Below are 25,366 nucleotides of genomic sequence, written 5' to 3'. Positions count from 1 at the left end.
TGTCAGGCAAATATTGCACAGTGTGCATTAATGTGCAACAAGGCGCGCAACCGCCATTGTCCTGGCGCCCCGTTCAAAGGAATCGCCCGATGTCCCGCATTCGCCCCCTTGCCTGCCTTTCCCTGCTGGCGCTGTGGAGCCTCGCCCTGCCGGGCCATGCGCAGGACGGCCAGATGCCGCCGCCCAAGGTGGGCGTGGTCGCCGTCCAGCCCCAGGCGGTGCCGCGCATCGTGACGCTGCCCGGCCGGGCCGTGGCCCAGGCCGATGCCGCGATCCGGCCCCGCGTGGGCGGGCTGGTCACCGAGATCCTGTATGAACCCGGCACCGCGCTGGAGGCGGGCGCGCCCATGTTCCGCATCGACCCGACCACCTACCGGGCGAACCTGACCAGCGCCGAGGCGCAGGTCCTGTCGGCCCGCGCGGCGCTGACCGAGGCCGAGACATCCTTCAGCCGGACCGAACGCCTGCTGGGATCGGGCACCACGCAGGCGCAGGTGGACGCATCGCGCGCCGCGCTGGAACAGGCGCAGGCGGCTTTGCAGGGGGCCGAGGCCGCGCGGACCCTGGCCCAGGCCGAACTGGACTGGACCACCGTCACCAGCCCCATCGAGGGCATGGCCAGCGTGGCCCAGGTGTCGGTGGGCGATCTGGTCACGGCGAACCAGGCCGACGCCCTGGCAACCGTCACGCGCCTTGATCCGATCGAGGTGGACATGTACGAACCCTCGGCCCGGATGCTGTCGCTGCGCGAGGACATCAGCGCGGGCCGCCTGCAACTGACCGAGAAGATCGAGGCCACGCTGACCCTGGAAACCGGCGAAACCTATGCCGCCACCGGGGAACTGGTCGCGCCGGGCTTCACCGTCTCGACCTCGACCGGGGCAGTGGACACGCGGTTCCGCTTCGACAACCCGCGCCGGCTGATCCTGCCGGGCATGTTCCTGCGCGGCCAGATCAACCTGGGCACCACGCAGGGCTTCCTGGTCACGCAGAACGCCGCCACCCGCGACAGGACGGGCCAGTTGTCGGCCTGGGTCGTGCGCGACGGCAAGGCCGTGCAGGTGGACCTGACCGACAACGGCACCTACCAGCACCACTGGATCGTCACCGCCGGTCTGGAGCCGGGCGACCTGCTGGCCGTGGACAACCTGTCCGCCCTGACCGAGGGGGCGGCCGTGACGACCGTGCCCGTCACGGTGGACGAAAACGGCGTCGTGCAGGACCAGGCGGCCCAACCCGCCCCGGCGGACGCCCAACCCGCCCCGGCGGCGGAGTAACCCCCATGGCGCGCTTCTTCATCCACCGCCCCGTCTTTGCCTGGGTTCTGGCCTTCGTGACCATGCTGGTCGGCGCCCTTGGCCTGCAATCCCTGGCAATCGAGCAATATCCTCAGATCGCCCCCACCACCGTGCGCATCAGCGCCACCTATACCGGCGCCTCGGCCGAGATCGTGGAAAATTCCGTCACCACCGTCATCGAGGACGCGATGACCGGGATCGACGGGCTGATCTACATGACCTCGAATTCCACGCCGGGGTCTGCATCCGTGTCGCTGACCTTCGACGACACGGTCGATCCCGACATCGCGCAGGTGCAGGTCCAGAACAAGCTGCAACTGGTCACGTCGCAACTGCCCGACATCGTGCAGCAACAGGGCGTGAACGTCTCGCGCTCGACCTCCTCGATCCTGCTGGTGGGGGCGCTGACCAGCAGCGACGGCAGCCATTCCTCGGTCCAGCTGGGCGATCTGGTGTCCCAGATGATCGAGGATCCGGTCAAGCGCACCCCCGGCGTCGGATCCATCAACACCTTCGGGTCGGGCTATGCCATGCGCATCTGGCTGGATCCGATGAAGATGGCGCAATACGGGGTCACGCCCGCCGACGTGACCGCCGCCGTGTCCGAACAGAACACCAACGTCACCGTGGGCGACCTGGGCGCCGAACCATCGGCCGAGGGCCAGCGCCTGACCCTGACCCTGTCGGCGCAGTCGCAGTTTTCGTCCGTGCAGGAGTTCGAGCGGATCCTTTTGCGCGTGGACCCGGACGGATCGACGGTCTTTCTGGGCGACGTGGCGCGGATCGAGGTCGGCCAGGAATCCTATGGCGGGGCCGCGCGATACAACGGCAACCCGGCGGCGGGCTTTGGCGTGAACCTGGCCACCGGCGCCAATGCCGTGGACACCGCCCATGCCGTGCGAGAGGTGATCGCGGGCATCGCCCCCTCTCTGCCGCAGGGGGTCGAGGTCGCCTATCCCTATGATACCTCGCCCTTTGTGGAAAAGTCGATCCACCAGGTCTACAAGACCCTGGGGGAAGCCGTGGTGCTGGTCTTCCTGGTGATCCTGGCCTTCCTGCAAAGCTGGCGCGCCACCATCATCCCGGTGATCGCCATCCCGGTCGTGTTGCTGGGCACCTTCGGCGTGCTGGCGGCGGCGGGCTTTTCCATCAACACGCTGACCATGTTCGCGCTGGTCCTGGCCATCGGGTTGCTGGTCGACGACGCCATCGTCGTGGTGGAAAACGTCGAGCGGGTGATGGAGGAGGAGGGCCTCGGCCCTGTCGAGGCGACGCAAAAAAGCATGGACGAGATCACCTCGGCCCTGGTCGGCATCGTCATGGTGCTGTCGGCGGTCTTCCTGCCCATGGCCTTCATGGGGGGCGCGACGGGGGTGATCTATCGCCAGTTTTCCTTGACGATCATCACCGCCATGGTGCTGTCGCTGGGCGTCGCGGTGATCCTGACCCCCGCCATGTGCGCCAGCCTTCTGCGCCCGCGCAAGCATGGCGGCGGCATCGCCCCCGCCCGCTGGTTCAACCGCAACCTGGACCGCGCGACCAACGGCTATGGCGCGGTCGTGGCGCGCCTGGTGCGTCGCCCGTTCCGCATGCTGGTCGTCCTGGCCGCCATCGGCTTCGGTGTCGCCGCGCTTTACGGCAAGCTGCCCGGATCCTTCCTGCCCGATGAAGACCAGGGCGTGATGATGGTCATGATCGAGACGCCCGACGGATCGACCACCGCCCAGACAAAGGCCCTGGTCGAAAAGGTCGAGGAATACCTGCGCGTCCAGGAGGCCGACACGGTCGAATCGACCTTTTCCGTCCTGGGCTTCAGCTTCGGCGGATCGGGCCAGAACAACGCCATGCTGTTCGCCAAGCTGCGCGAATACGAGGACCGGCCGGGGCTGGACGTGGCGTCCCTGGTGGCGCGGGCGAACGGGTATTTCTTCATGAACAACCGCGCGGGCCAGGCCTTCTTCCTGCAACCGCCCTCGATCCCCGGGATGGGCGCGTCCTCGGGCTTCTCGATGTATCTGGTGGATCAATCGGGCCGGGGGCAGGAGGCCCTGTCCTCTGCCGCCGACCAGCTGGTCGCCACCGCCCAGGCCGACGGCCGCGTCACCAACCTGCGCGGCAACGAGGCGCCGTTCGAGACCTCGCTGCGCCTCGACATCGACCAGCAGAAGGCCGCGGCCTTCGGGTTGTCGATTTCCGAGGTGAACGCGATGCTGTCGGTGATCTTCTCGGGGCGCGAGGTGAACGACTTTGCCCTGGGCACGGAACTGCGCCCCGTGATCGTCCAGGGCGAGGCTTATGCCCGTTCGCAGCCCGAGGACATCGACCGCTGGTTCGCCCGCAACGCCGACGGCGACATGGTGAACTTCGGCGCCTTTACCACCCGTGTCTGGGACCAGGAGCCGCAGGCGCTGGCCCGTTACGGCGGCACGCGCGCGCTGGAACTGTCGGGGGCCGCGGCGCAGGGCCTGTCGTCCGGCGCGGCGATGACGGCGATGGAGGAGATGGTGGCCGACCTGCCCGGCGGCTATGGCACCGCCTGGACGGGCCTGTCCTATCAGGAACGGCTGTCCGGGAACCAGGCGCCGGTGCTGTTCGCGTTGTCGGCGCTGGTCGTCTTCCTGGCGCTGGCCGCGCTTTATGAAAGCTGGACGGTGCCGCTGGCGGTGATGCTGACCGTGCCCATCGGCATCCTGGGGGCGCTGGCGGCCGCGCTGGTCTTCGACCAGTCGAACGATGTCTATTTCAAGGTGGGCTTGCTGACGACCATCGGCCTGGCCGCGCGCAACGCCATCCTGATCGTGGAATTCGCGCAATCGCTGGTGGCCCAGGGCCGCCCGTTGATGGAGGCCGCTATCGAGGCATCCAAGATGCGCCTGCGGCCTATCCTGATGACCACCTTCGCCTTCATGCTGGGGGTGCTGCCGCTGGCCATAGCCAGCGGAGCGGGGGCGGGGGCGCAGAACTCGATCGGGATCGGGGTGCTGGGCGGCATGGCCTCATCCGCCGCCATCGGGATCTTCCTGGTGCCGGTCTTCTATGTGGCCGTGCTGAAGGCGGTCGCGCTTGCGGGCAGAAGAAAGGCGCAACCCGCCTGACGGGGCCTTCCCGCCCGGCCGGCGCAAAGGTGCGTGCAAGCACGCACCCCACGGATGCGGTGTAGGGTGCGTGCTTGCACGCACCTTTCGCTTCACCACCCACCCGCGCGCCCGTCAGGGCCAGTTGCGCCCATGGGACAGGGGTTCCAGCACCACCACCGTGGGCCGGTCCGGCAGCCCGCGCAGCGAGGCCAGGTATTCGCTGCCGCCCGGCCGCTGGATGTCGAACTGGCCGGACATGCCGGTCAGGAAGGCCTCCAGCCGGGCGGGGCCGAACCAGTGCATCGGGATCACCACCGAACTGTTCAACCGGCTGACCACCCGCATCATCGCCGCCTGTTCCATCGTATAGCTGCCATCGACCGGCACCAGCAGCACATCGACCCGGCCCAGGGTCGCGTATTGCTGGTCGGTCGGCTCGTGGTGCAGGTGGCCCAGATGGCCGATGCAAAGGCCCCCCGCCTCGAAGACGAAGATGGAATTGCCGTTCTCCTCGACCGTGCCCCAGGACCGGATGTCGGTCGGCACGTTGCGGATCAGCACGTCGCCCAGCGTCAGATAATGGTCGGCCGCGATGCCGAACCGGTCGGACCAGCCGCGCAGCACATGGGGGATGCCCCCGACCGCATCGGTCCAGTGGGACGAATGGGCGTGGTTCATCGTCACCACGTCAGGGGCCGGGGCCCCGGCGGGCAGGCCGCCGTTGTAGTCGGTGACGATGTCCAGGCCCCCTTCGGTCTGGATCAGGAACATCGAATGGCCCAGATAGGACAGCCGGACCGACCGTTCCGGGACCGGGTCGGACCAGGCGGCCCGCTGGACCCGTTCCGGCCCGCCCGCCACGGTGATGCAATGGCTGGGCCGCCGCTCTTGCGCGGGGACGGCCAGGGGCATGGTCAGAAGCAGGGCAAGGATCGCAAGGCGCATGGCATCCCCCTTTGGCGTGACGCGAAAAGGCTAGCGCGGATCGGCCAGGCGCCCAAAGCCGCAGCGCCATGGGCGGCTCACAACCGCGTGACAGGGCTGTCGCCCGCGCCCCCGCGGCGGGATGATGTCTGCCAGATCACCGGAAAGGACGCCCATGTTCATCGCCATGAACCGCTTCACCGTGCCCGTCGAGAATGCCGCCGCCTTCGAGGCCCTGTGGCTGTCGCGCGACAGCAAGCTGGACGAGCTGCCGGGCTTTGTCGCCTTCCACATGCTGAAGGGCCCCGAGGAGGACGGGCGGCGCCTTTACGCCTCGCATACGGTCTGGGAAAGCGAGGAGCATTTCCGCGGCTGGACCCGCAGCCAGCAGTTCCGCGACGCCCATGCCCGCGCGGGCGAGACGAAGAAGCTGTATGAAGGCGGCCCCCGGTTCGAGGGCTTCACCGCGATCCAGACGATCGGCCGGGCGGGATAGGACGGAAGTCTGGCAAAGGCCACCGCCTTCGCCACGGGGAAACGCAATGCGTTTCCTGATCCCGCCCCGGCAATGGCCGCCGTAGGGTGCGTGCTTGCACGCACCGCAACCCTTGTCTGCCCCCCCCCCCTCAGAACCCCTTGTGGGTCTTCAGGAACTCCTCCTCGTCCGGGGTGTTCGGGCGGTCCAGGATGGCGTTGCGGTGCGGGAAGCGGCCGAACCTTTCGATGATGTCGCGGTGCTGGACGGCATAGTCCAGATAGCCCGGATCGCCCAGGGCCTCGAACAGCTCGACCGAGCGGGTCTGGTCGGGCAGATCCTCGCTATGCTCGAAGGGCAGGTAGAAAAACACCCGCCGCTTCGGTTCGATCTGCTGGTCGAAGCCCGCGTCCACGGCGGCGCGGGCATGGTCCAGCGCAAGATCGTCCGACGCGAAGGCGCGGGGCGTGCCGCGAAAGATGTTGCGCGGCACCTGGTCCAGCAGGATCGCCAGGGCCAGCGCGCCGTCGGGCGTCGCGGCCCAACCGTCCAGGTCGCGGTGATGGGCGGCCTTGTGGGTGGCCGCGAAGCCGTCGCGGATGCGGGCGTCGATGGCGTCGGACTTGGCGAACCAGTGGGCTTCCATCTCGGGGGAAAACCAGAAGTCCATAACGTCCTGCGCGGTCCTGATGGTCATGTCAGCTCCTTTCCGGCAGCGGGATGTGTTCGTCGCGGTCGGAGGGCGGCAGGTCGAACAGGCCCTGGCCCCAGCGTTCCGCGCGCCATTGGCGCTTGGCTTCCTCGATCCGCTCGCGCGAGGATGCCACGAAATTCCACCAGATGTAACGCGGACCGTTCAGCGTCGCGCCGCCAAGCGCCATCAGCCGCGCGCCCTTCTCGCCCGCCTGCACGGTGATCGCGTCGCCGGGGCGAAAGACCATCATCCGCCCGGCCTCGTATTCCTGCCCCGCGATGCGGATGGAGCCTTCGGTGACATAGATGCCGCGATCCTCGTGGTCCACCGGCAGGGGGAAGCGGGCGCGGGGGTCCAGCATCACGTCCAGGTAGAAGGTGTCGGAATACAGCGTCGCGGGCGCCGTCTTGCCATAGGCGCGGCCCAGGATCAGGCGCGCGTCGATCCCTGCGTCGCGGATCACTGGCAGCGCCTCGGCCCCGTGATGTTCAAAGGTCGGCGCCATGTCCTCGTGCATTTCGGGCAGGGCGATCCAGGTCTGGATGCCGAACAGCCCGTGCGGCCCGGTGCGCCCGGCGGCGGAGGTGCGTTCGGAATGGGTGACGCCCCGGCCCGCCACCATCCAGTTCAGCGCGCCGGGCGTGATGATCTGGTCCGAGCCGAGGCTGTCGCGGTGATGGAAATCGCCGCGATACAGATAGGTGACCGTGCCCAGGCCGATATGGGGGTGCGGGCGCACGTCGATGCCCTGGCCGGTCAGGAATTCAGCCGGGCCGGCCTGGTCGAAGAAGATGAACGGGCCCACCATCTGGCGCTTGGGCGCGGGCAGGGCGCGGCGCACCTCGAACCCGCCCAGGTCGCGGGCCCGGGGGATGATCAGCGTCTCGATGGCGTCCGGGCCGACCTCGTCGGGGCAGCCTGGGATCAGGGCGGGGTTCCAGCTCATGACGGTTCCTCCTGTGTCGGGCATCAGGATAGGTCCGTTGCGGCAGAACCAGAAGAACAAAGCCGTTCGGCTGACGCGAACGCCGGATTGGCCGCGCCCCGACTGGCGCCATCCCTTGCGGAACCGCATCTTCGGCGCGACTGTTTTGAACCAGAGGTGCGCGATGACCAGCGGTATCCATCATGTGACGGCGATCACCCGAGACGTTCAGGCGAATGTCGATTTCTGGATGGGCTTTCTGGGCCTGTCGCTGGTCAAGCAGACGGCGGGGTTCGAGGATGCGGACCAGTTGCACCTGTTCTATGGCGACCCGGCGGGCAGCCCCGGCAGCCTGGTCAGCTTCCTGGTCTGGCAGGACGGCGCGCCGGGCCGGGTGGGTCATGGCCATGTGGCCGAGATCGCGCTGGCGATCCCCCGCGCGCGGATCGGCGACTGGCTGACCCGCGCCATGCAGCGCGGGTTGCGCATCGAAGGCCCGGCCCGCGAATGGGGCGAACCCGTGCTGCGGCTGAAGGATCCCGACGGCATCATCGTCAAGCTGGTGGGCACGGACGCGTCTGATACCGGCTGGCCCGCCGCGCCCGCCCGGATCCGCGCGGTCACGATCTGGTCCGCCGTCCCCGAACAGACCGCCGCCTTCCTGCGCCCCTTCGGCTATCGCGCGGGCGGGACCGAGGGCGGGCTGGCGCGGCTGGTTTCCGACACCGACGCCGTTGATATCCGTGATGCCTCGGGCTTCGTCGCTGGCATTCCGGGCACCGGCACCATCGACCATGTGGCCCTGCGGGTGCCCGATACGGCGGCCTTGCAGGCCCACCACGATGCCCTGAAAACGCGCAATGCGGGCGAGGTGACGGTCCATGACCGGCTTTATTTCGCCTCGCTCTACGTCCGCGAGCCGGGGGACACGCTGGTCGAGCTTGCGACCGACGGGCCGGGCATGGTGGTGGACGAGGAGGCGGGTAATCTGGGCCGGGCCCTGATGATTCCCCCGCATGTCGCGGACACCGCCGACCTGCGGCTGCGCCTGCCCCAATTCGCCCGCCCGGGCGAGGAAAGGATACGGATGAGAGAGCTTCCCTTCGTTCACCGGCTTCGCCAGCCCGATGCGCCCGACGGATCGGCCATGGTGCTGCTGCACGGATCGGGCGGGAACGAGACCGACCTGATGCCGCTGGCCCACCGGATCGCGCCCCATGCCACGCTGCTGGGCGTGCGCGGCCGTTCGACCGAGGAAGGCATCCCGCGCTTTTTCCGCCGCACCTCCATGACCAGCTTCGACCAGCAGGACATCCGCGACGAGGCCGCGGCCTTTGCCGCCTTCTGGACCGGCGCGGTGGCGGCCTATGGCCTGGATCCCGCGCGGATCACGGTGATGGGATACAGCAATGGCGCGAATTTCGCCGCCGCCGTGATGGGCCTGCATCCCGGGCTGATCCGGCGCGCGATCCTGATGCGGTCCATGGCCGCGCTGGAGGATCTGCCGCAGGCGGATCTTGCGGGCCTGTCGGTGCTGACCCTGACCGGGGCGCGCGATCCCTATGGCCCCCACGCGCCGCGCCTGAACGCATGGCTGGCCGCCCAAGGCGCGGCGCTGGACGCCCGCGTCGTGCAGGCGGGGCATGACATCGTGGCCGACGACCTGACCGCCGCCGCCGACTGGATGAAAGGAGCAACGAATGCCTGACCTGACCATCACCAGAGAGGAGACCGACGCCCGCCACGGCCGCTATGTCGCGCGGCTGGCGGGCGTTGACGCCGAGGCGGAACTGACCTTCACCCGCCGGGGCGACGGTCGCGTCAGCGCCGACCACACCGGCGCGCCCGAGGCGCTGCGCGGCACCGGGGCCGCTGGCGCGCTGGTCAAGGCGATGGTGGCGGATGCGCGCAAGGAAGGTTTCCGGATCGTGCCGCTCTGTTCCTATGTCGCGGCGCAATTGGCCAAGCATCCGGATTGGGCGGATGTCTTTGCCGTCGCGCCGGGGGAACGTCTGTAGGGTGGGGTGGAACCCCACCCCAAGGGTCGCGCAACGTGGCGTAGGGTGCGTGCTTGCACGCACCTTTCCGCAGGACGCATCGGTGCGTGCAAGCACGCACCCTACGCGAAGCGGAACCGCGTGCCCCAGGGGTCGGTGATCGTCTGGCCCGCGCGGTGGGGATCCCGGATCACGACCTGGGCCAGGCCCGCCATTCCCGCCTCGCGCATCCCCGCGCCCCGGCTGTTCCAGGTGTTTCCCGCCAGGTGGTGGTGATAGCCGTTCCAGCCATACCAGGCCCCGCCCTGCGCGTCGAAGGTCCGCGTCAGGCCCAGGTCGCCCGCGAAGAAGCCCTCCGCCCGGTCAAGATCGCCCACCTGAAGGTGGACATGGCCGATCGTGCTGCCCTCGGGCGCACCTCGCCAGGGGCCATCCGCCGCCGACAACAGGTCGTCCAGATCCAGGCGGCGGGTGAACATCTCGATCCGGTCGCCGTCGCGGGTCCAGTCCGACGGGGGGCGGTCGCGATAGACCTCGATGCCGTTGCCCTCGGGGTCGTCGAGATAGATCGCCTCGCTGACGCCGTGGTCGCTGGCCCCCGACAGGCGGATGCGGCTGTCGGCGGCATGGCGCAGCCAGCGGGCCAGCGCCGCGCGGTCGGGCAGCAGGAAAGCCGTGTGGAACAGCCCCGCCTGACGGGGATCGCGGGGCCGGGCGGCGGGATCGCGGCGCAACTCCAGCAGGGTGCGGCCGCCCGCGCCAAGCCGTGCGGTTTCGCCGTCGCCGCCCAGCGGGGCCAGGCCAAGCGCATCGCGATAAAAACCCGTCGTGCCGGGCAGGTCGCGCACGGTCAGGACGACATGGTCGATGGCGGGGGTCATGGCCGGTCCTTTCGCAATGTGGCCGCGAAGCCCGCGATGAACTCGGCAAGCTGCTGGCGGGTCTTGTCGTCGGTCAGGGCGCCGTCCGCATCGAACAGCCCGCCCGCGCGCGACACCATCAGCCGCCCGTCCCACCAGGGGCGCGTGCGCAGGGTGCGCAGCACGGGCCACCAATGCGTCTGCGCCTGCGTGGTCCCGAAGCCGCCGGGCGAGGCGCCCATCACGGCGACGGGCTTGCCGGCAAACAGCGCCAGCCCCTCGCCGCGCGACATCCAGTCGATGACGTTCTTGAAGACGCCGGGAATGCCGTTGTTGTATTCCGGCGTCGCCAGCAGCAGCCCGTCGGCCTGGGCCAGTTGTTCGTTCAGCGCGGCGACGGCGGGCGGCGTGCCATGGGCGGCTTCATCGTCGCCGTTGTACAGCGGCACGGCGGAAATGTCGCCAATGGTGATCCGCACGCCTTCGGGCGCCAGGTCGCGGGCGGCGCGCAAGAGGCCGCTGTTGAGGGACGCGCGGCGCAGGCTGCCCGACAGGCCGAGGATGGTGGTCATGCATGGTCTCCGAAGGCTGGGCCGGGGGCAGGGTGCCCCCGGTCAGGGGTTTCAGTCCAGCGGTTTCAGCCCGGCCTCGATGGCGGCGCGGCGGCCTTCCAGGAAGGGCGGCAGGGACAGGCCCTGGCCCATGGTCTCGCGCGGCTCGTCCACGTCGAAGCCGGGACCGTCGGTCGCCAGCTCGAACAGGGTGCCGCCGGGTTCGCGGAAATAGAGCGAGCGGAAATAATACCGCTCGACCTCGCCCGAGTTGGGCACGCGGAAGCCGCGCAGGCGGGCGGTCCATTCGGCAAGCGCCGCCGGATCGGGCACGCGGAAGGCGACATGGTGGACGCCGCCCGCGCCCTGGCTTGCCACGGGCAGGCCGGACTGGACCGCGACATGCAGTTCCGCCGCCGCCCCGCCCGGGCCCATCTGGAAGACATGCACGGTGCCCTCTCGGTCCGGGCTGGCATAGTCGCGGACACGGGTCATGTTCATCACCTGGGTCAGCACGGCCTCGGTCGGGGCCAGGTCGGGGACCGAGATGGTGATGGGCCCGAGGCCGTGGATCTGGTGGGACGCGGGAACGGGGCTGTGGTCCCAGGGCTGGCCCGCCGGGTCGGGGGCGGCGACCAGGCGCAGGCGCTGGCCTTCGGGGTCTTCCAGGTCCAGGCTGGCGCGGCCATCCAGCACCGTGACCTTGCCGGTCGTCACGCCCCGGTCCGACAGGCGCGCGGCCCACCAGTCGAGGCTGTCTTCCGCCACCCGCAGCCCGGTTCGGCTGATGGAACGGGTGCCCCGCCCTTCGCGCGGCGCGGGCCAGTCGAAGAAGGTGATGTCCGTGCCCGGCGTGCCCGCGCCATCGGCGAAGAACAGGTGATAGGCCGAGGTGTCGTCCTGGTTCACGGTCTTCTTCACCCGGCGCAGGCCCAGGGTCTCGGTATAGAAACGGTTGTTGCCTGGCGCGTCGGCGGTGATCGCGGTCAGGTGGTGGATGCCGGTCAGCTGCATGGATGGCTCCTTTCGTTGGTGCCAATATGGCGCAAGGGGGGCGTTCGCGGCACCCGCCTTGGGGGCAATGCGGCGTTCGGTTCTTGCGAACGGCCCTGCCGCCGCTATGGTGCCCGGATGGACCCGTCGATCAGCGATATCCGGACATTCCTGGCGGTGCTGGATGCGGGCAGCATCTCGGGCGCGGCGGCGCGGGCCGATCTGTCGAAATCCGTGGTCAGCAAGCGCATCAGCGATTTCGAGGCCGCCCTGGGCGTGGCGCTGTTCACTCGCCACGCGGGCCGGATCGCGCCCACCGACACCGCGCTGGCCCTGGCCGACCGCCTGCGCCCGGCCCTGGCCGAACTGGTCGCCGCGACCGAGAGCGTGGGGGCCGAGGCCCGGTTGCGCGGCCGCCTGGCCATCGCCGCGCCCATGAGCTTCGGCATCCGCCATCTTGGCCCGGTGATCGCCGGTTTCGCCCGCGCCCATCCGGGGCTGGAGATCGTGCTGGATTACGACGACCAGCTGGCCGACCTGGGCCGGGCGGGTTTCGACGTGGGCCTGCGCATCGGCGAGCTGAAGGACAGCAGCCTGATGGCCCGCCGCGTCTGCGAGGATCCGCGCGTGCTGGTCGCAAGCCCCGATTACCTGGCGGCCCATGGCCCTATCGAGGCGCCCGCCGACCTGGCCCGGCACCGCGCCATCGGCTATCTGAACGCGCGCATGGGCGACCTGTGGCCCTTTGATGGTATCGTGCCGCCGCCCCTGGGGCGGATCACCGCGAACAACGGCGACGCGATCCGCGACATGGCGGTGGGGGGCCTCGGGCTGGCGCTGTTGCCCATGTTCATCGTCCATGACGCGCTGCGCGACGGGCGGCTGGTGCGGTTGCTGCCCCACCTGCCGCAGCGGCCGCTGCCTGTCAGCGTGGTCTGGCCACCGGTCCGGCCGATGCCGCGCAAGACACGCGCCTTTGTCGATCATGTGGCCGGGGCCTTTGCCGGGGCGCCGCCATGGCTGGCGGGGTTGTAGAAGCCGGGGGCCAGCCCCCGGACCCCCGGGATATTTTCGCCAAGGTGAAAGCAGGAGGCTGAGAGATGCTGGTTGATCCGAATGCGCCGTTCTTCCGGCATCTGTGGGTGCGGATCCTGTGCGTGGTGGTGCCCCTGGCCTGGGCAGGGGTGGAGCTTTATACCGGCAGCCCCTTCTGGGCGCTTTTGTCGGGGGCTGCCGGGATCTATCTGGCTTGGGAACTGTTCGTGCGGCGCAAGCCTGATTAGGCCGACAGCCTGACCGCGCGGTCCAGCCAGGCAAAGCCGTTGGGCGGCAGGTCCAGCACCCGGTCAGACAGCGTGGCGTGCGACGGTCCGACCAGGGCTGCATCCTCTGACAGGCGCAGCGTCGCGGGGTCGGCGGACAGGTTGAAGACGCAGGTCAGCGCCTGTCCCCCGATGCCGCGATGGAAGGCCAGGATCGGTTCCGGCAGGTCCAGGAACGAGGTCTGGCCCCTTCGCAGCGGCATCTGCGCCTTGCGGAAGGCGATGGTCGCGCGATAGGCGGCCAGCACGCTGTCGTTGTCGGCCCCCTGGCCCGCCGCATGGCGCGCGGCCTGGGGTTCCTTGACCGGCAGCCAGGGCTTTGCCGTGCTGAAACCGGCGTTTTCGCTGTCGTCCCAGACCATCGGCGTGCGGCAGCCGTCGCGGCCCTTGATCTCGGGCCAGAAGCGCAGGGCCGGGGGGTCGGTCAGTTCGTCATAGGACAGCTCTGTCTCGGTCTGGCCCAGTTCCTCGCCCTGGTAGAGGCAGATGGTGCCGGGAAAGGACAACAGCATCGCCGCCGCCTGCCGGGCCAGGGCCTCGGGCGATTTCGCATGGGGCAGCCAGCGGGTGACATGGCGGAACACGTCGTGGTTGGAAAAGGACCAGCAGGCATGGGCGTCGGGCGCGTCCTGGTGGACGCCCTCGACCGTGTGGCGGAAATGGCGGGCGGTGAAGGCGTGGCTCAGCATCTCGAAGCTGTAGCACATGTGCAGGCGGTCGGTGCCCGCCGTGTATTCGGCCATGATGTGGATCGAGGTGTCGCCGCTTTCGCCGACCTCGCCCACCATCATGCGGGCGTCGTATGCGTCGGTCAGGCGGCGCATCCGTTTCAGGAAGGCGATGTTTTCCGGCCGGTTCTTGGAATAGACATGGCGCTGCATGTTGTAGGTGTCGGGCGCGGCATTGCCGGGGTTGGGCGGGTTGTCGCGCAGCCGGGCGTCGTGGAAATAGAAGTTGACGGTATCCAGCCGGAAGCCGTCCACGCCCCGGTCCAGCCAGAAGCGCATCGTGTCCAGAAGCGCGTCCTGCACCTCGCGGTTCCACAGGTTCAGGTCGGGCTGCTCGATCAGGAAGTTGTGCAGGTAATACTGGCGGCGGCGCGGCTCCCACTCCCAGGCGGGGCCGCCGAAGACCGAGGGCCAGTTGTTCGGCGGCGTGCCGTCGGGGTTGGGATCGGCCCAGACATACCAGTCGGCGCGGTCGTTGTCGCGGCTGGCGCGGCTTTCCGCGAACCAGGGGTGGCGGTCGCTGGAATGGCTGAGAACCTGGTCGATGATCACCTTAAGCCCCAGGTCATGCGCGCGGGCCACCATGGCGTCGAAATCGGCCAGCGTTCCGAACAGCGGATCGATGCCGCAATAATCGCTGACATCATAGCCCATATCCTTCATGGGCGAGGTGAAGATCGGCGACAGCCAGATCGCATCCACCCCCAGGGACGCCACATGGTCCAGCCGCCGGGTGATGCCCGGCAAATCGCCGATGCCGTCGCCATTGCTGTCCTGAAAGCTGCGGGGATAGATCTGATAGATCACCGCGTCGCGCCACCATTCCGTCATTCGGCCTTCTCCTGTCCGGTCGCTGTCGGGGGCGATTGAACACCAGGGACGGCCCGGCAGAAAGGCGGTTTGGCGATCACGTGATGGATTGTCATGATCAGGGCGCGGGCTAGAGTGGAGCCATGCGACAAGTGCCTGACCTGTCATGGCTGTTGGATGGCGAGGGTGCGGCCCTGACAAGGGGCGCACCGGAGGACGGAATGGATCCCCCATGCCCCGCCCCCGCCGTCCGTCGGGCCGATCCGGCGGGGTTTGGCGGGATGGGACCGAAAGGCCGTCTGCGCAGTTGTCCTCGGGCGATGATGTTCAAGGGGAGGATGGTTCATGAGTGAGGCAAGATTGACCCGCCGCGCGATGGCCTTTGTCCTGGCCGGGGGGCGGGGCAGCCGGTTGCGGGAACTGACCGACCGGCGCGTGAAACCGGCGGTCTATTTCGGCGGCAAGACCCGGATCATCGACTTCGCGCTGTCGAACGCGATGAACTCGGGCATCCGCAAGATCGCGGTGGCCACCCAATACAAGGCCCACAGCCTGATCCGCCATGTGCAGCGCGGCTGGAACTTCTTTCGCGCCGAACGCAACGAATTCATGGACATCCTGCCCGCCAGCCAGCGATACGACGAATCCATGTGGTATCGCGGCACGGCCGACGCGGTGGCGCAGAACATCGACATCGTGGACAGCTATGACGTGGATTACGTGGTGATCCTGGCGGGCGACCACATTTACAAGATGGATTACGAGGTGATGCTGCGCGAGCATTGCGAAAGCCGCGCGGACGTGACCATCGGCTGCCTGACCGTGCCGCGCATGGACGCCGTGGCCTTTGGCGTGATGGCGGTGGACGACACCGGGCGCATCACGTCCTTCCTGGAAAAGCCCGCCGATCCGCCGGGGATGCCCGATGATCCGGACAGCGCGCTGGCCTCCATGGGGATCTATGTCTTCAGCTGGCCCTTCCTGCGCGACCTGCTGCTGAAGGATGCCGAGGATCCGAATTCCAGCCACGATTTCGGCCATGACCTGATCCCCGACATCGTCCGGAACGGCAAGGCCATGGCGCATCGCTTCGACGTGTCCTGCGTGCGCGATCCCGGCGCGCCCGCCTACTGGAAGGACGTGGGCACGGTGGACGCCTTCTGGAAGGCCAATATCGACCTGACCGACTTTACCCCCGAACTGAACCTGTGGGACAAGGACTGGCCGATCTGGACCTATTCCGAGGCGACGCCCCCCGCCAAGTTCATCCATGACGAAAAGGACCGGCGCGGGATCGCCATATCGTCCATGGTGTCGGGGGGCTGCATCGTCTCGGGGACGGAAATCCGCAATTCGCTGCTGTTCACGCAGGTCCATACCAACAGCTATGCGTCGCTGGATCATGTCGTGGCCTTGCCCTATGTCACGGTGAACCGGCGGGCACGGCTGACGCGGGCGGTGATCGACCGGGGCGTGGTCATCCCCGACGGCCTTGTCGTCGGAGAGGATCCGCAGGAAGACGCCAGGTGGTTCCGCGTCAGCGAAGGAGGCATCACCTTGATCACCCAAGCCATGCTGGACCGGCGGGCGGCAAGCCTGTGACGCGGGTCCTGTCGATCGCGTCCGAATGCGCGCCCCTGGTCAAGACGGGCGGGCTGGCCGATGTGGCGGGCGCGCTGCCCGCCGCCCTGGCCGCCCAGGGGGTGCAGATGCGCACCCTGCTGCCCGGCTATCCCGCCGTGATGGAGGCGCTGCGCGACGTGGCCGAGGTTTATTATTACCACGACCTGTTCGGCGCGCCCGCCCGGGTGCTGGCGGGACAGGCGGCGGGGCTGGACCTGCTGGCGATCGACGCGCCCCATCTTTATGCCCGCCCCGGCAACCCCTACATGGGCCCGGACGGACGCGACTGGCCCGACAACCCCGAACGCTTTGCCGCCCTGTCCTGGGTCGGCGCGCATCTGGGCGTCCAGGGCGCGCTTGGCTGGCATCCGCAGGTGCTGCACGGCCATGACTGGCAGGCGGGGTTCGTCACCGAATACCTGCGCCAGATGGGCGGGGGCCCCGCCACGGTGCTGACCATCCACAACATCGCCTTTACCGGCGCCACCGATCCTGGCCGCATCGGGTCGCTGCGCCTCGACCCCTGGCGCTTCCGGATCGAGGGGTATGAGTTCTATGGCGGCGTCTCGGCGCTGAAGGCCGGGCTGATGGGGGCGGATGCGCTGACCACCGTGTCGCCCACCTATGCCGCCGAACTGATGACGCCCGAATACGGCATGGGCCTGGACGGGGTGATGCGGCACCGGCGCGAGGCGCTGACCGGCATCCTGAACGGCATCGACACGGATGCCTGGAACCCCGCCGCCGATCCCGCGATCCGGCCCTATGACACGCCCGAGGGGAAGGCCGCGAACAAGGCCGCCCTGCGGGCCGAACTGGGCCTGCCCAAGGCCGACGGTCCGCTTTGCGTGATCGTGTCGCGCATGAGCCACCAGAAGGGCCTGGATCTGGCGCTCGAGGCCTTGCCCGCGCTGCTGGATCACGGCGGGCAACTGGCGGTGCTGGGATCGGGCGACCCGGCGCTGGAGCACGCCTTCCGTGCCCTGGCCGACCGGAACCCCCATGTCGCCACCCGCATCGGCTATGACGAGGCGCTGTCGCACCGGCTGATCGCCGGGGGCGACGCGATCCTGGTGCCGTCCCGGTTCGAGCCCTGCGGCCTGACGCAGATGTACGGACTGCGCTATGGCACGGTGCCGGTGGTGGCGCTGACCGGGGGGCTGGCCGATACCGTGATCAACGCATCGCCCGCAGCCCTGGCCCGGGGGGTGGCGACGGGGCTGCAATTCTCGCCCGTGACGGTGGGGGCGTTGCAGGGGGCGCTGACGCGGCTTTGCCATCTTTACCGGGACAGGGACGGCTGGTCCCGGCTTCAGCGAAACGGGATGGCGCAGCCCGTCGGCTGGGACCAGTCGGCGCGCGCCTATGCCGCGCTTTACGCCCGGCTGACGGCGGCGCGATGACCCACCCGATCACGGCGGGGCATCCCTTCCCGCTGGGCGCATCCTTCGACGGGGGCGGGGTCAACTTCGCCATCTTCTCGCAGCACGCCGAGCGGGTGGAGCTGTGCCTGTTCGACGACAGGAACCGCGAAACGCGCATTCCCCTGCCGGAACGCGAGGGGCATGTCTGGCACGGATACATCGCCGGCCTGGCGCCGGGGCAGCGATACGGATACCGCGTCCACGGCCCTTACCGGCCCCGCGACGGACACCGCTTCAACCCCAACAAGCTGCTGATCGACCCCTATGCCCGGCAGCTGACCGGCCCCCCGCGACCCCACGACGCGCTGCTGGGATACCGCGCGGACCATCCCGACGCGGATCTCTCCTTCGACCGCCGCGACAGCGCCGCCCACATGCCGCGCTGCGTGGTGGTGGATCCGGCCTTCAGCTGGGGCGAGGACCGCCCGCCGCGCACCCCCCTGACGGAAACGGTGATCTACGAGGCCCATGTGAAGGGCCTGACCATGCTGCATCCCGGGGTGCCCCATCCCGGCACCTTCCTGGCGCTGGCCTCGGACCCGGTCCTGGACCACCTGACCGCCCTGTGCGTCACCGCCATCGAGCTGTTGCCCGTCCACGCCTTTGCCGACGACCGCGCCCTGGCCGCCCGGGGGCTGGTGAACTACTGGGGCTATATGTCCTATGGCTTCTTCGCCCCCGATCCGCGCTACATGCAGGGGGGCGACATCGCCGAGTTCCAGCAGATGGTCGCGCGGTTCCACGGGGCGGGGATCGAGGTGATCCTGGACGTGGTCTACAACCACACCGCCGAGGGGGACGAGCTTGGCCCCACCCTGTGTTTTCGCGGCATCGACAACGCTGCCTATTACCGGCTGAAGGACGACCGGCGCTTCTATGTGAACGACGCGGGCACCGGCAATGTGCTGGACCTGGACAACCCCTTCGCGCTGCGGCTGGTGATGGACAGCTTGCGCTACTGCGTCGAGGCGATGCATGTGGACGGCTTCCGCTTTGACCTGTGTTCGGTCCTGGGCCGCACGCGCGGCGTCTTCGACCGGGACGGGCCGTTCTTCCGCGCGGTGCGCCAGGATCCGGTCCTGAACCGCGTCAAGCTGATCGCCGAGCCCTGGGATCTGGGCGAGGGGGGCTATCAGCTGGGCGCATACCCTGCCCCCTTCTGCGAATGGAACGACCGTTTCCGCGACGGGGTGCGGGCCTTCTGGCGCGGCGATCACGGGCAGATCGGCCAGCTTGCCAAGCGCATCGCGGGATCGGCGGCGCGCTTTGACCATGACGGGCGGGCGGCCACGTCATCCGTGAACTTCGTCGCCGCCCATGACGGCTTCACGCTGATGGACACCGTCAGCTATGCCGCCAAGCACAACGAGGCCAATGGCGAGGGAAACCGCGACGGCCACGACCCCAACCTGTCGGACAACATGGGCGTGGAAGGCCCGACCGACGACCCCGCCATCCGGGCCCGCCGCGACCGCCGCCGCCGCAACCTGTTGGCCACCCTGCTGCTGAGCCAGGGCACCCCGATGATCCTGGGCGGGGACGAACTGGGCAATTCGCAGAACGGCAACAACAACGCCTATTGCCAGGACAATCCCATCGGCTGGGTCCAGTGGGACGGGGCGGATCCGGGTTTCCTTGACTTCTGCCGCCAGGCGATCGCCTTCCGCAAGGCCCATCCGATCCTGCGCCAGCGCCGCTTCCTGCACAGCCAGCCGCGGCAGCAGGACGGGCTGCCTGACCTGTTCTGGCGCCGCGCCGACGGCCAGCCCATGACGCTGGCCGACTGGTCGGACCCCCATGCGCGGCTGCTGGCGGCGGAACTGCGCATGGCCTCGGGGACGCCCGCCTATGCGGCGCTGCCGGGCGCGGTCTTTCTGGTCTTCAACAACGGTGCCGATGCCACCGTGCGCCTGCCCGATCCCGCCGGGGGCGGCCATTGGCGCAGGCGGTTGGACAGCGCGCGGGACCGGATGCCCGACGACCCCGCAGGCCCGGCCGAGACGGTCGCCGCGGAAAGCGTGGTGGCCTTTGTCTTGTGCGGGCTGGCGGCGGATGCCTGAGATCGCGGCTTTCGGCCCGGCCGGGCAGCCAATCCGCAGGCAGGCGCGGGACGCAGCGGCAGTGTATCAGGCCAGGCCTTTTCAACCGCGCCGAAAGCTGGCAACAAAAGTTAGCCCGGCGGCATCCCCATCCGATGCCCTTGCCGGACCGTCCCGATTTCCGCCCTGCGAGGCATGATGTTGCACACTCTTCCCACGGCATCGGTCCTGCGCGACCGGATCCTCCACCACCTGACCCACAGCCAGGGTCGTGGGGCGGAATTCGCCACGACCTTCGACTGGCGGCTGGCCGTCAGCTTTGCCGTGCGCGACCTGATCGCGGGAACCTGGGTCGATGCCTTTCGCGCCGCGCGCGACCAGGGGGCCAAGCGGGTCTGCTATCTGTCCATGGAATTCCTGATCGGGCGGATCCTGGACGACGCGATCATCAACCTGCGGCTGGAAAAGCCCATGGACGAGGCGCTGCGGATGCTGGGCCTCGACCGGCAGGAAATCCTCGACAACGAACCCGACGCGGCGCTTGGCAACGGGGGCCTCGGGCGGCTGGCGGCCTGCTTCATGGAATCGCTGTCCTCGCTCAACTGCCCGGCCTTCGGCTATGGCATCCGCTATGAACACGGGCTGTTCCGCCAGCGGTTCGAGGGCGGCCAGCAGGTGGAAACCCCCGAGGACTGGCTGAACCAGCCCCACCCCTGGGAATTCGTCAAGCTCGACTACAGCTATACCATCGGCTTCAAGGGCCATGTCGAAACCGTGGACGGCCGGGCCGTCTGGCATCCGGGCGAAAGCGTGATCGCGCGGGCCTATGACACGCCGGTCGTCGGCTGGGGCGGCCATTGGGCCAACACGCTGCGCCTGTGGGGCGCGCATCCGACGACGCTTCTGGACCTGCACCGCTTCAACGCGGGCGACCATACGGCGGCGGCGGAACCCGAGGCGCTGGCGCGCACCCTCTCGCGCGTGCTTTACCCTGACGACACGACCGACGCGGGCAAGGAATTGCGGCTGAAGCAGGAATATTTCCTGACCTCGGCGTCGCTTCAGGACATCCTGCGGCGGTTCCTTCAGGAACATGGCGACCTGCAACGGCTGCCCGACAAGGTGGCGATGCAGCTCAATGACACCCATCCCGCCATCGCCGGGCCGGAACTGATCCGCCTGCTGATGGACGACCACGGCCTGCCGTTTGAACAGGCGCATGACCTGGCGCAGCGGACGCTGAACTATACCAACCACACCCTGATGCCCGAGGCGCTGGAGCGGTGGTCCACCTGGCTGATGGGCGGCATCCTGCCGCGCCACATGCAGATCATCCAGATGATCGACGATCATCACCGCGCGATCACCAACCGCCCCGCCCATGTGGGCATCGTCCAGAACGACCAGGTGCGGATGGGGGAACTGGCCTTCATCATGGCGGGCCGGGTGAACGGCGTGTCGGCCCTGCATACGGAACTGGTCAAGGACACGGTCTTTGCCGACCTGCACCGGCTGCATCCCGACCGGATCGTGAACCAGACCAACGGCGTGACCCCGCGCCGCTGGCTGCGCATGGCCAATCCCGGGCTGGCGCAGCTTCTGGACGACACCATCGGCGAGGGCTGGACCACCGACCTGGAGCAGTTGCGCGCCCTGGAACCCCATGCCGGGGACGCCGCCTTCCGCGAGGCGCTTGGCCAGGTCAAGCGCGCCAACAAGGTCTGGCTGTCGAACGGCGTCCTGGCGACCCTTGGCATCAAGGCCGACCCGGACGCGATCTTCGACATCCAGGTCAAGCGCATCCACGAATACAAGCGCCAGCTTCTGAACATCCTGGAGGCCATCGCGTTGTGGAAGCGCATCCACGACGATCCGAACGGCGACTGGACGCCGCGCATCAAGATCTTCGGCGGCAAGGCCGCGCCGGGATACTGGCTGGCGAAATCGGTGATCCACCTGATCAACGACGTGGCGGCCACGATCAACAACGACCCCGTGACCCGGCGCTATCTGCAGATCGCCTATCCGCCGAACTACAACGTGTCCATGGCCGAGGATCTGATCCCCGCAGCCGATCTGTCCGAACAGATCAGCACGGCGGGGAAAGAGGCCTCGGGCACCGGCAACATGAAGTTCACCCTGAACGGCGCGCTGACCATCGGCACGCTGGACGGCGCCAACGTCGAAATCCGCGAGCGGGTGGGCCCCGAGAACTTCTTCCTGTTCGGCCTGACCGCCGAGGAGGCCACGGCCGAGGCCGCCACCCCTGGCCATGCCCGCACGGCCATCGAGAAAAGCGGGGATCTGCGCGACGCCCTGCACCTGATCGCAGAAGGCCGCTTTGGCCGGGCCGAAAGCTATTACACGCTGCTGGACCGGACCTGGAACGACGACCCCTTCCTGGTCGCCAGCGATTTCGACGACTATTTCGCCACGCAGCGCCGGGTGGACGCCGCCTATCGCGACAGCGCAAGCTGGGACCGGATGGCGGCGCTCAACATCGCGCGGTCGGGGTTCTTCTCGTCGGACCGGACGATCCGGGGATACATGACGGATATCTGGAACGTGCTGCCGGTGGCGATCTGACCCTGCGGTCAAGGAGAACCCATCAAGGCGGGATCAGGAAACGCGACTAGCGTTTCCCCCGCCCTTTGTCCGACCTTGCCACCAGAGACGGTGCAGCCCTGCGACCACATCAGGCCAGCGCCCGGCCCGAGGGGGGCGTGAAGCGCCCGCCTGGGGGCGGGGCGGGCGCTGGCCGGGCCCTGAAGGCCCGGCGGTTCGGGAAGGACAGGGCATCGCGTGGCGAAGGCGATGGCCTTCGCCAGGCCAGCTCACTCCAGCCCCATGCGCCGCCTTGCGCGGCTCTCCAGGGCCTGGAAGCCGTGGTGGATCAGCACCGCCAGGATGCCGACGACCAGCCCGCCCTGCAGCACGAAGGCGGTGTTCGAGGACAAAAGCCCGGCGATGATCACCTCGCCCAGGGTCCGGGCCGCGATGGTCGATCCGATGGTCGCCGTCCCCAAGGAAATCACGGCCGTCAGCCGCATCCCCGCCAGCAGCAGGGGCAGGGCCAGCGGCAGGTCGATCTGCCACAGCCGCTGGCGGGGCGTCAGGCCCATGCCGCGCGCGGCCTCGGTCACGGCGGGCGGCTGGCCGGTCAGCCCGGCCAGCGCGTTCTCGAAAACCGGCAGCAGCCCGTACAGGAACAGCGCCACCAGCGTGGGGCCGGTGCCAAAGCCCAGGACCGGCACGGCCAGCGCCAGCACCGCGACGGGCGGAAAGGTCTGGCCCACGGCGGTGACGGTGCGGGCGAGCGGCAGGAATTCTCGCCCCGCCCGCCGCGTGACCAGGATGGCCAGGGTCAGCCCGATGACGGTTGATGCCGCCACCGCCGCCGCCACGATGGCCAGATGCGACAGGGTCAGCGACAGAAGGCTGGTCTGCGCATAGATCGCGGGCGCGCCGTTGCGGGTGAAGGGCTGGAACAGCGGTGCGAAGGGCGCGGGCGCGATCAGGAAAGCCAACAGGACCAGCCCCGCCAAGGCCAGCAGGATCCGGCCGATCATCGCTGGCTTGCCTGCGCGCGCAGGGCGTCCAGCGTGACGATGCCGCCGCCTTCCACGGGCAGGGCTTCGCGCCCGCTCCACAGGCATTCGGCCAGGGCGTCGCGCAGGCTGGCGTCGGGGGCGATGGGCGCGCCCTGGGCTTTGCCCGGTACCGCGATGGCGGCGACCGGGATCAGCGACAGCAGCCGCAGCGCCCGGTCGGCGGTGCCGATCAGGTCGCGCACGAAGGGCGTCGCCGGATCGGTCAGGATGCGCGCGGGGGTGTCGTCCTGCAGCAGACGGCCCCGGTCCATCACGGCGATGCGGTCGCCCAGGGCCACGGCCTCGGCCATGTCATGAGTGACAAGAATCAGCGTGGTGCCAAGGCGGCGCTGGATCTCCTTCAGGTCGGCCTGCGCCTTGGCGCGGATCAGCGGGTCCAGCGCGCCGAAGGGCTCGTCCATCAGCAGCAGGTCGGGTTTGGCGGCAAGCGCGCGCGCGACGCCCACGCGCTGCGCCTGGCCCCCCGACAACTGGTGCGGCATCCGGTCGCGGAAGGCCGCCGGGTCCAGCTGGAACAGGTCCAGCAGCTCATCCACGCGGGCGGCGACCTGCGCGCGCGGCCAGCCCAGCAGGCGCGGCACGGTGGCGATGTTCTGCGCGACGGTGCGGTGCGGGAACAGCCCGTGGCCCTGGATGGCATAGCCGATCCGGCGGCGCAGCAGATGGGGGGGCAGGGTGGCGGTGTCCACGCCCTCGATCAGGACGCGGCCTGCCGACGGTTCCACCAAACGGTTGATCATGCGCAGCAGCGTGGTCTTGCCCGACCCCGAGGTGCCGACCAGCACCAGAAGCTGCCCCTTGTCCACGGTCAGGCTGACATCGTCCACCACCGCCAAGCCGCCATAAAGGCGGGACAGGTTCCGGATCTCGATCATGCCGCCCCCCGGCGCGCGCCCTGGACAGCCAGGTCCAGCGCGATGCCCGCCACCAGCGCCAGCGCGATGGTGGGCAGCGCGCCCAGCAGGACCAGGTCCATGGCGGTCTGGTTCAGGCCCTGGAAGACGAAGGTGCCGAATCCGCCGCCGCCGATCAGGCCCGCGATCACCGCCAGCCCGATGTTCTGGACCAGCACGATCCGCACGGCCGCCAGCAGCACCGGCAGCGCCAGGGGAACCAGCACCTGCGCCAGCACCTGCGTGCGCGTCATGCCCAGGCCGACAGCCGCTTCGCGCGTGGCGGCGGGGACGCCCGACAGCCCGGCCAGGGTGTTCGACACGACCGGCAGCAGGGCATAGAGAAACAGCGCCACAAGCGCCGGAAAGGTGCCGATGCCCGACACGCCCGCCCCCGCCGCCCCCGGCACCGCTGCCGCCACCCAGCCGAGGATCGGGATCATGATCCCGAACAGCGCCAGCGAGGGGATGGTTTGCAGGATGTTCAGCACCCCCAGCACCGTCCCGCGCCAGCGCCGCCCCTGGAAGATCGCGATCCCCAGGGGAATGCCCGCCAGCAGCGCCAGGCCCAGCGATCCGAAGGCCAGGGCCAGATGGGCCTGCGCTTCCCGCATGAACAGGTCGCGCCGGGTGGCGTATTCGCGCATCACCGAAACCCCGTCCAGCGCGCCCGACGCCAGGATCCCTGCGGCCAGGGCCACCGCCCCCGCCAGCAGCAGCCACCGCAGCGCCAGCGACGGCCGCAGCCGGTTCACCGCATCGGCCGCCATCAGCCCGAAGCCAAGGGCCAGCAGCCAGAAGCCCGCAGCCGGGGCGACCCGCGCCAGGGTGTTCCCTTCGGGTGTCAGATGGGACGCCGCCGCGCCCAGCGACAGGACCACCGCGACCAGGCCCGCGATTGCCGCGGCCAGCCGCAGGACGGCGGGCCATGCTGCGGCGCATCCGGCAATCAGGACCGCCGCCAGGCCCGCCGCCACGGCCAGGCCGAAGGGAAGCGCGCTCAGCCCCACCCCCTCGCCCGGGACGATCCGGTTTGCCTTGAACTGCACCAGGGGCAGGGCCAGCCCTGCCGCGCCGATCAGGGCGAACAGGACCGCCGGGGGCGACAGCCGCGCCACAGGG

21 protein-coding genes are annotated in these 25,366 nt (G+C 69.0%); 11 read left to right on the top strand and 10 right to left on the bottom strand.

Features of this window, described 5'->3' with window-relative positions; translation table 11 throughout:
- The first annotated feature begins 89 nt into the window (after positions 1-89).
- On the top strand, positions 90-1,277 hold the full coding sequence (locus JX613_RS05595) for an efflux RND transporter periplasmic adaptor subunit (RefSeq protein ID WP_207100482.1): 1,188 nt from the start codon (positions 90-92) through the stop codon (positions 1,275-1,277).
- Positions 1,278-1,282: 5 nt separating this feature from the next.
- Entirely contained in the window at positions 1,283-4,393 is a 3,111-nt protein-coding gene (locus JX613_RS05590) for an efflux RND transporter permease subunit (RefSeq protein WP_207100481.1), read from the top strand.
- Between the two features lie 114 nt (positions 4,394-4,507).
- Here JX613_RS05590 and JX613_RS05585 read toward each other — a convergent pair whose 3' ends face one another.
- On the bottom strand, positions 4,508-5,320 hold the full coding sequence (locus JX613_RS05585; protein ID WP_207100480.1) for an MBL fold metallo-hydrolase: 813 nt from the start codon (positions 5,318-5,320) through the stop codon (positions 4,508-4,510).
- 154 nt (positions 5,321-5,474) lie between these two features.
- Here JX613_RS05585 and hmuQ point away from each other — a divergent pair, with 154 nt between their 5' ends.
- Entirely contained in the window at positions 5,475-5,795 is a 321-nt protein-coding gene (hmuQ, locus tag JX613_RS05580) for a heme-degrading protein HmuQ (protein ID WP_207100479.1), read from the top strand.
- Positions 5,796-5,925: 130 nt separating this feature from the next.
- On the opposite strand, the gene JX613_RS05575 is transcribed toward hmuQ, so the two are convergent.
- Both JX613_RS05575 and JX613_RS05570 read right to left on the bottom strand, forming a co-directional pair.
- A complete protein-coding gene (locus tag JX613_RS05575; RefSeq protein WP_207100478.1) occupies positions 5,926-6,471 on the bottom strand; it encodes a DUF924 family protein in 546 nt (181 codons plus the stop codon).
- A gap of 1 nt (position 6,472) precedes the next feature.
- On the bottom strand, positions 6,473-7,414 hold the full coding sequence (locus tag JX613_RS05570; RefSeq protein ID WP_207100477.1) for a pirin family protein: 942 nt from the start codon (positions 7,412-7,414) through the stop codon (positions 6,473-6,475).
- A 163-nt stretch (positions 7,415-7,577) separates the two neighbouring features.
- On the opposite strand from JX613_RS05570, the gene JX613_RS05565 reads away from it, so the two are divergent.
- Positions 7,578-9,101 carry a VOC family protein gene (locus JX613_RS05565; RefSeq protein WP_207100476.1) on the top strand — a complete coding sequence of 508 codons (1,524 nt, stop codon included), beginning with the start codon at positions 7,578-7,580 and terminating at the stop codon, positions 9,099-9,101.
- Entirely contained in the window at positions 9,094-9,411 is a 318-nt protein-coding gene (locus JX613_RS05560) for a GNAT family N-acetyltransferase (RefSeq protein WP_207100475.1), read from the top strand. The genes JX613_RS05565 and JX613_RS05560 overlap by 8 nt, the downstream gene beginning before the upstream one ends.
- Positions 9,412-9,512: 101 nt before the next feature.
- On the opposite strand, the gene JX613_RS05555 is transcribed toward JX613_RS05560, so the two are convergent.
- From JX613_RS05555 to JX613_RS20150, 3 genes are read right to left on the bottom strand one after another with little or no spacing between them, the layout of a single operon-like run.
- Complete coding sequence (locus tag JX613_RS05555; RefSeq protein WP_207100474.1) at positions 9,513-10,271, bottom strand: VOC family protein; 759 nt, start codon at positions 10,269-10,271, stop codon at positions 9,513-9,515.
- Positions 10,268-10,822 carry an NADPH-dependent FMN reductase gene (locus JX613_RS05550; protein WP_207100473.1) on the bottom strand — a complete coding sequence of 185 codons (555 nt, stop codon included), beginning with the start codon at positions 10,820-10,822 and terminating at the stop codon, positions 10,268-10,270. The genes JX613_RS05555 and JX613_RS05550 overlap by 4 nt, the downstream gene beginning before the upstream one ends.
- Positions 10,823-10,873: 51 nt before the next feature.
- On the bottom strand, positions 10,874-11,815 hold the full coding sequence (locus tag JX613_RS20150; RefSeq protein ID WP_207100472.1) for a ring-cleaving dioxygenase: 942 nt from the start codon (positions 11,813-11,815) through the stop codon (positions 10,874-10,876).
- Between the two features lie 117 nt (positions 11,816-11,932).
- Between JX613_RS20150 and JX613_RS05540 the strand changes: the two genes are divergently transcribed.
- Complete coding sequence (locus JX613_RS05540) at positions 11,933-12,829, top strand: LysR family transcriptional regulator (RefSeq protein WP_207100471.1); 897 nt, start codon at positions 11,933-11,935, stop codon at positions 12,827-12,829.
- 65 nt (positions 12,830-12,894) lie between these two features.
- Positions 12,895-13,077, top strand: coding sequence for a hypothetical protein (locus tag JX613_RS05535; RefSeq protein ID WP_207100470.1), 183 nt, complete (start codon positions 12,895-12,897; stop codon positions 13,075-13,077).
- On the opposite strand, the gene JX613_RS05530 is transcribed toward JX613_RS05535, so the two are convergent.
- Positions 13,074-14,675, bottom strand: coding sequence for an alpha-glucosidase (locus tag JX613_RS05530; RefSeq protein WP_207100469.1), 1,602 nt, complete (start codon positions 14,673-14,675; stop codon positions 13,074-13,076). The genes JX613_RS05535 and JX613_RS05530 overlap by 4 nt on opposite strands.
- A 324-nt stretch (positions 14,676-14,999) precedes the next feature.
- On the opposite strand from JX613_RS05530, the gene glgC reads away from it, so the two are divergent.
- From glgC to JX613_RS05510, 4 genes are all read left to right on the top strand, one after another.
- The gene (gene glgC, locus JX613_RS05525) at positions 15,000-16,256 is read left to right on the top strand and encodes a glucose-1-phosphate adenylyltransferase (RefSeq protein ID WP_207100468.1); all 1,257 of its coding nucleotides are present in this window, start codon (positions 15,000-15,002) and stop codon (positions 16,254-16,256) included.
- On the top strand, positions 16,253-17,680 hold the full coding sequence (gene glgA, locus JX613_RS05520) for a glycogen synthase GlgA (protein ID WP_207100467.1): 1,428 nt from the start codon (positions 16,253-16,255) through the stop codon (positions 17,678-17,680). The genes glgC and glgA overlap by 4 nt, the downstream gene beginning before the upstream one ends.
- The gene (gene glgX, locus JX613_RS05515; RefSeq protein ID WP_207100466.1) at positions 17,677-19,761 is read left to right on the top strand and encodes a glycogen debranching protein GlgX; all 2,085 of its coding nucleotides are present in this window, start codon (positions 17,677-17,679) and stop codon (positions 19,759-19,761) included. Before glgA ends, glgX begins: the two co-directional genes overlap by 4 nt.
- Positions 19,762-19,935: 174 nt before the next feature.
- Positions 19,936-22,326 (top strand): glycogen/starch/alpha-glucan phosphorylase, encoded by a 2,391-nt coding sequence (locus JX613_RS05510; protein WP_419538814.1) that lies wholly within the window; start codon positions 19,936-19,938, stop codon positions 22,324-22,326.
- 248 nt (positions 22,327-22,574) lie between these two features.
- Here JX613_RS05510 and JX613_RS05505 read toward each other — a convergent pair whose 3' ends face one another.
- From JX613_RS05505 to JX613_RS05495, 3 genes are read right to left on the bottom strand one after another with little or no spacing between them, the layout of a single operon-like run.
- On the bottom strand, positions 22,575-23,309 hold the full coding sequence (locus JX613_RS05505) for an ABC transporter permease (protein WP_207100465.1): 735 nt from the start codon (positions 23,307-23,309) through the stop codon (positions 22,575-22,577).
- Positions 23,306-24,226 (bottom strand): ABC transporter ATP-binding protein, encoded by a 921-nt coding sequence (locus tag JX613_RS05500; protein WP_207100464.1) that lies wholly within the window; start codon positions 24,224-24,226, stop codon positions 23,306-23,308. The genes JX613_RS05505 and JX613_RS05500 overlap by 4 nt, the downstream gene beginning before the upstream one ends.
- Positions 24,223-25,362, bottom strand: coding sequence for an ABC transporter permease (locus tag JX613_RS05495; RefSeq protein ID WP_336512276.1), 1,140 nt, complete (start codon positions 25,360-25,362; stop codon positions 24,223-24,225). The genes JX613_RS05500 and JX613_RS05495 overlap by 4 nt, the downstream gene beginning before the upstream one ends.
- Positions 25,363-25,366: the final 4 nt, after the last annotated feature.

It is taken from the genome of Paracoccus shandongensis (assembly GCF_017315735.1).
Classification (GTDB): Bacteria; Pseudomonadota; Alphaproteobacteria; order Rhodobacterales; family Rhodobacteraceae; genus Paracoccus; species Paracoccus shandongensis.
The sequence above is the reverse complement of the archived record's forward strand: the minus strand, read 5'-3'. Positions and strand labels throughout refer to the sequence as shown.

Bases quoted from the DNA above. Each gene is read 5' to 3' on its own strand.
- JX613_RS05595 (WP_207100482.1), top strand. From the start codon at position 90: ATGTCCCGCATTCGCCCCCTTGCCTGCCTTTCCCTGCTGGCGCTGTGG.
- JX613_RS05590 (WP_207100481.1), top strand. From the start codon at position 1,283: ATGGCGCGCTTCTTCATCCACCGCCCCGTCTTTGCCTGGGTTCTGGCC.
- JX613_RS05585 (WP_207100480.1), bottom strand. From the start codon at position 5,320: ATGCGCCTTGCGATCCTTGCCCTGCTTCTGACCATGCCCCTGGCCGTC.
- hmuQ (WP_207100479.1), top strand. From the start codon at position 5,475: ATGTTCATCGCCATGAACCGCTTCACCGTGCCCGTCGAGAATGCCGCC.
- JX613_RS05575 (WP_207100478.1), bottom strand. From the start codon at position 6,471: ATGACCATCAGGACCGCGCAGGACGTTATGGACTTCTGGTTTTCCCCC.
- JX613_RS05570 (WP_207100477.1), bottom strand. From the start codon at position 7,414: ATGAGCTGGAACCCCGCCCTGATCCCAGGCTGCCCCGACGAGGTCGGC.
- JX613_RS05565 (WP_207100476.1), top strand. From the start codon at position 7,578: ATGACCAGCGGTATCCATCATGTGACGGCGATCACCCGAGACGTTCAG.
- JX613_RS05560 (WP_207100475.1), top strand. From the start codon at position 9,094: ATGCCTGACCTGACCATCACCAGAGAGGAGACCGACGCCCGCCACGGC.
- JX613_RS05555 (WP_207100474.1), bottom strand. From the start codon at position 10,271: ATGACCCCCGCCATCGACCATGTCGTCCTGACCGTGCGCGACCTGCCC.
- JX613_RS05550 (WP_207100473.1), bottom strand. From the start codon at position 10,822: ATGACCACCATCCTCGGCCTGTCGGGCAGCCTGCGCCGCGCGTCCCTC.
- JX613_RS20150 (WP_207100472.1), bottom strand. From the start codon at position 11,815: ATGCAGCTGACCGGCATCCACCACCTGACCGCGATCACCGCCGACGCG.
- JX613_RS05540 (WP_207100471.1), top strand. From the start codon at position 11,933: ATGGACCCGTCGATCAGCGATATCCGGACATTCCTGGCGGTGCTGGAT.
- JX613_RS05535 (WP_207100470.1), top strand. From the start codon at position 12,895: ATGCTGGTTGATCCGAATGCGCCGTTCTTCCGGCATCTGTGGGTGCGG.
- JX613_RS05530 (WP_207100469.1), bottom strand. From the start codon at position 14,675: ATGACGGAATGGTGGCGCGACGCGGTGATCTATCAGATCTATCCCCGC.
- glgC (WP_207100468.1), top strand. From the start codon at position 15,000: ATGAGTGAGGCAAGATTGACCCGCCGCGCGATGGCCTTTGTCCTGGCC.
- glgX (WP_207100466.1), top strand. From the start codon at position 17,677: ATGACCCACCCGATCACGGCGGGGCATCCCTTCCCGCTGGGCGCATCC.
- JX613_RS05510 (WP_419538814.1), top strand. From the start codon at position 19,936: ATGATGTTGCACACTCTTCCCACGGCATCGGTCCTGCGCGACCGGATC.
- JX613_RS05505 (WP_207100465.1), bottom strand. From the start codon at position 23,309: ATGATCGGCCGGATCCTGCTGGCCTTGGCGGGGCTGGTCCTGTTGGCT.
- JX613_RS05500 (WP_207100464.1), bottom strand. From the start codon at position 24,226: ATGATCGAGATCCGGAACCTGTCCCGCCTTTATGGCGGCTTGGCGGTG.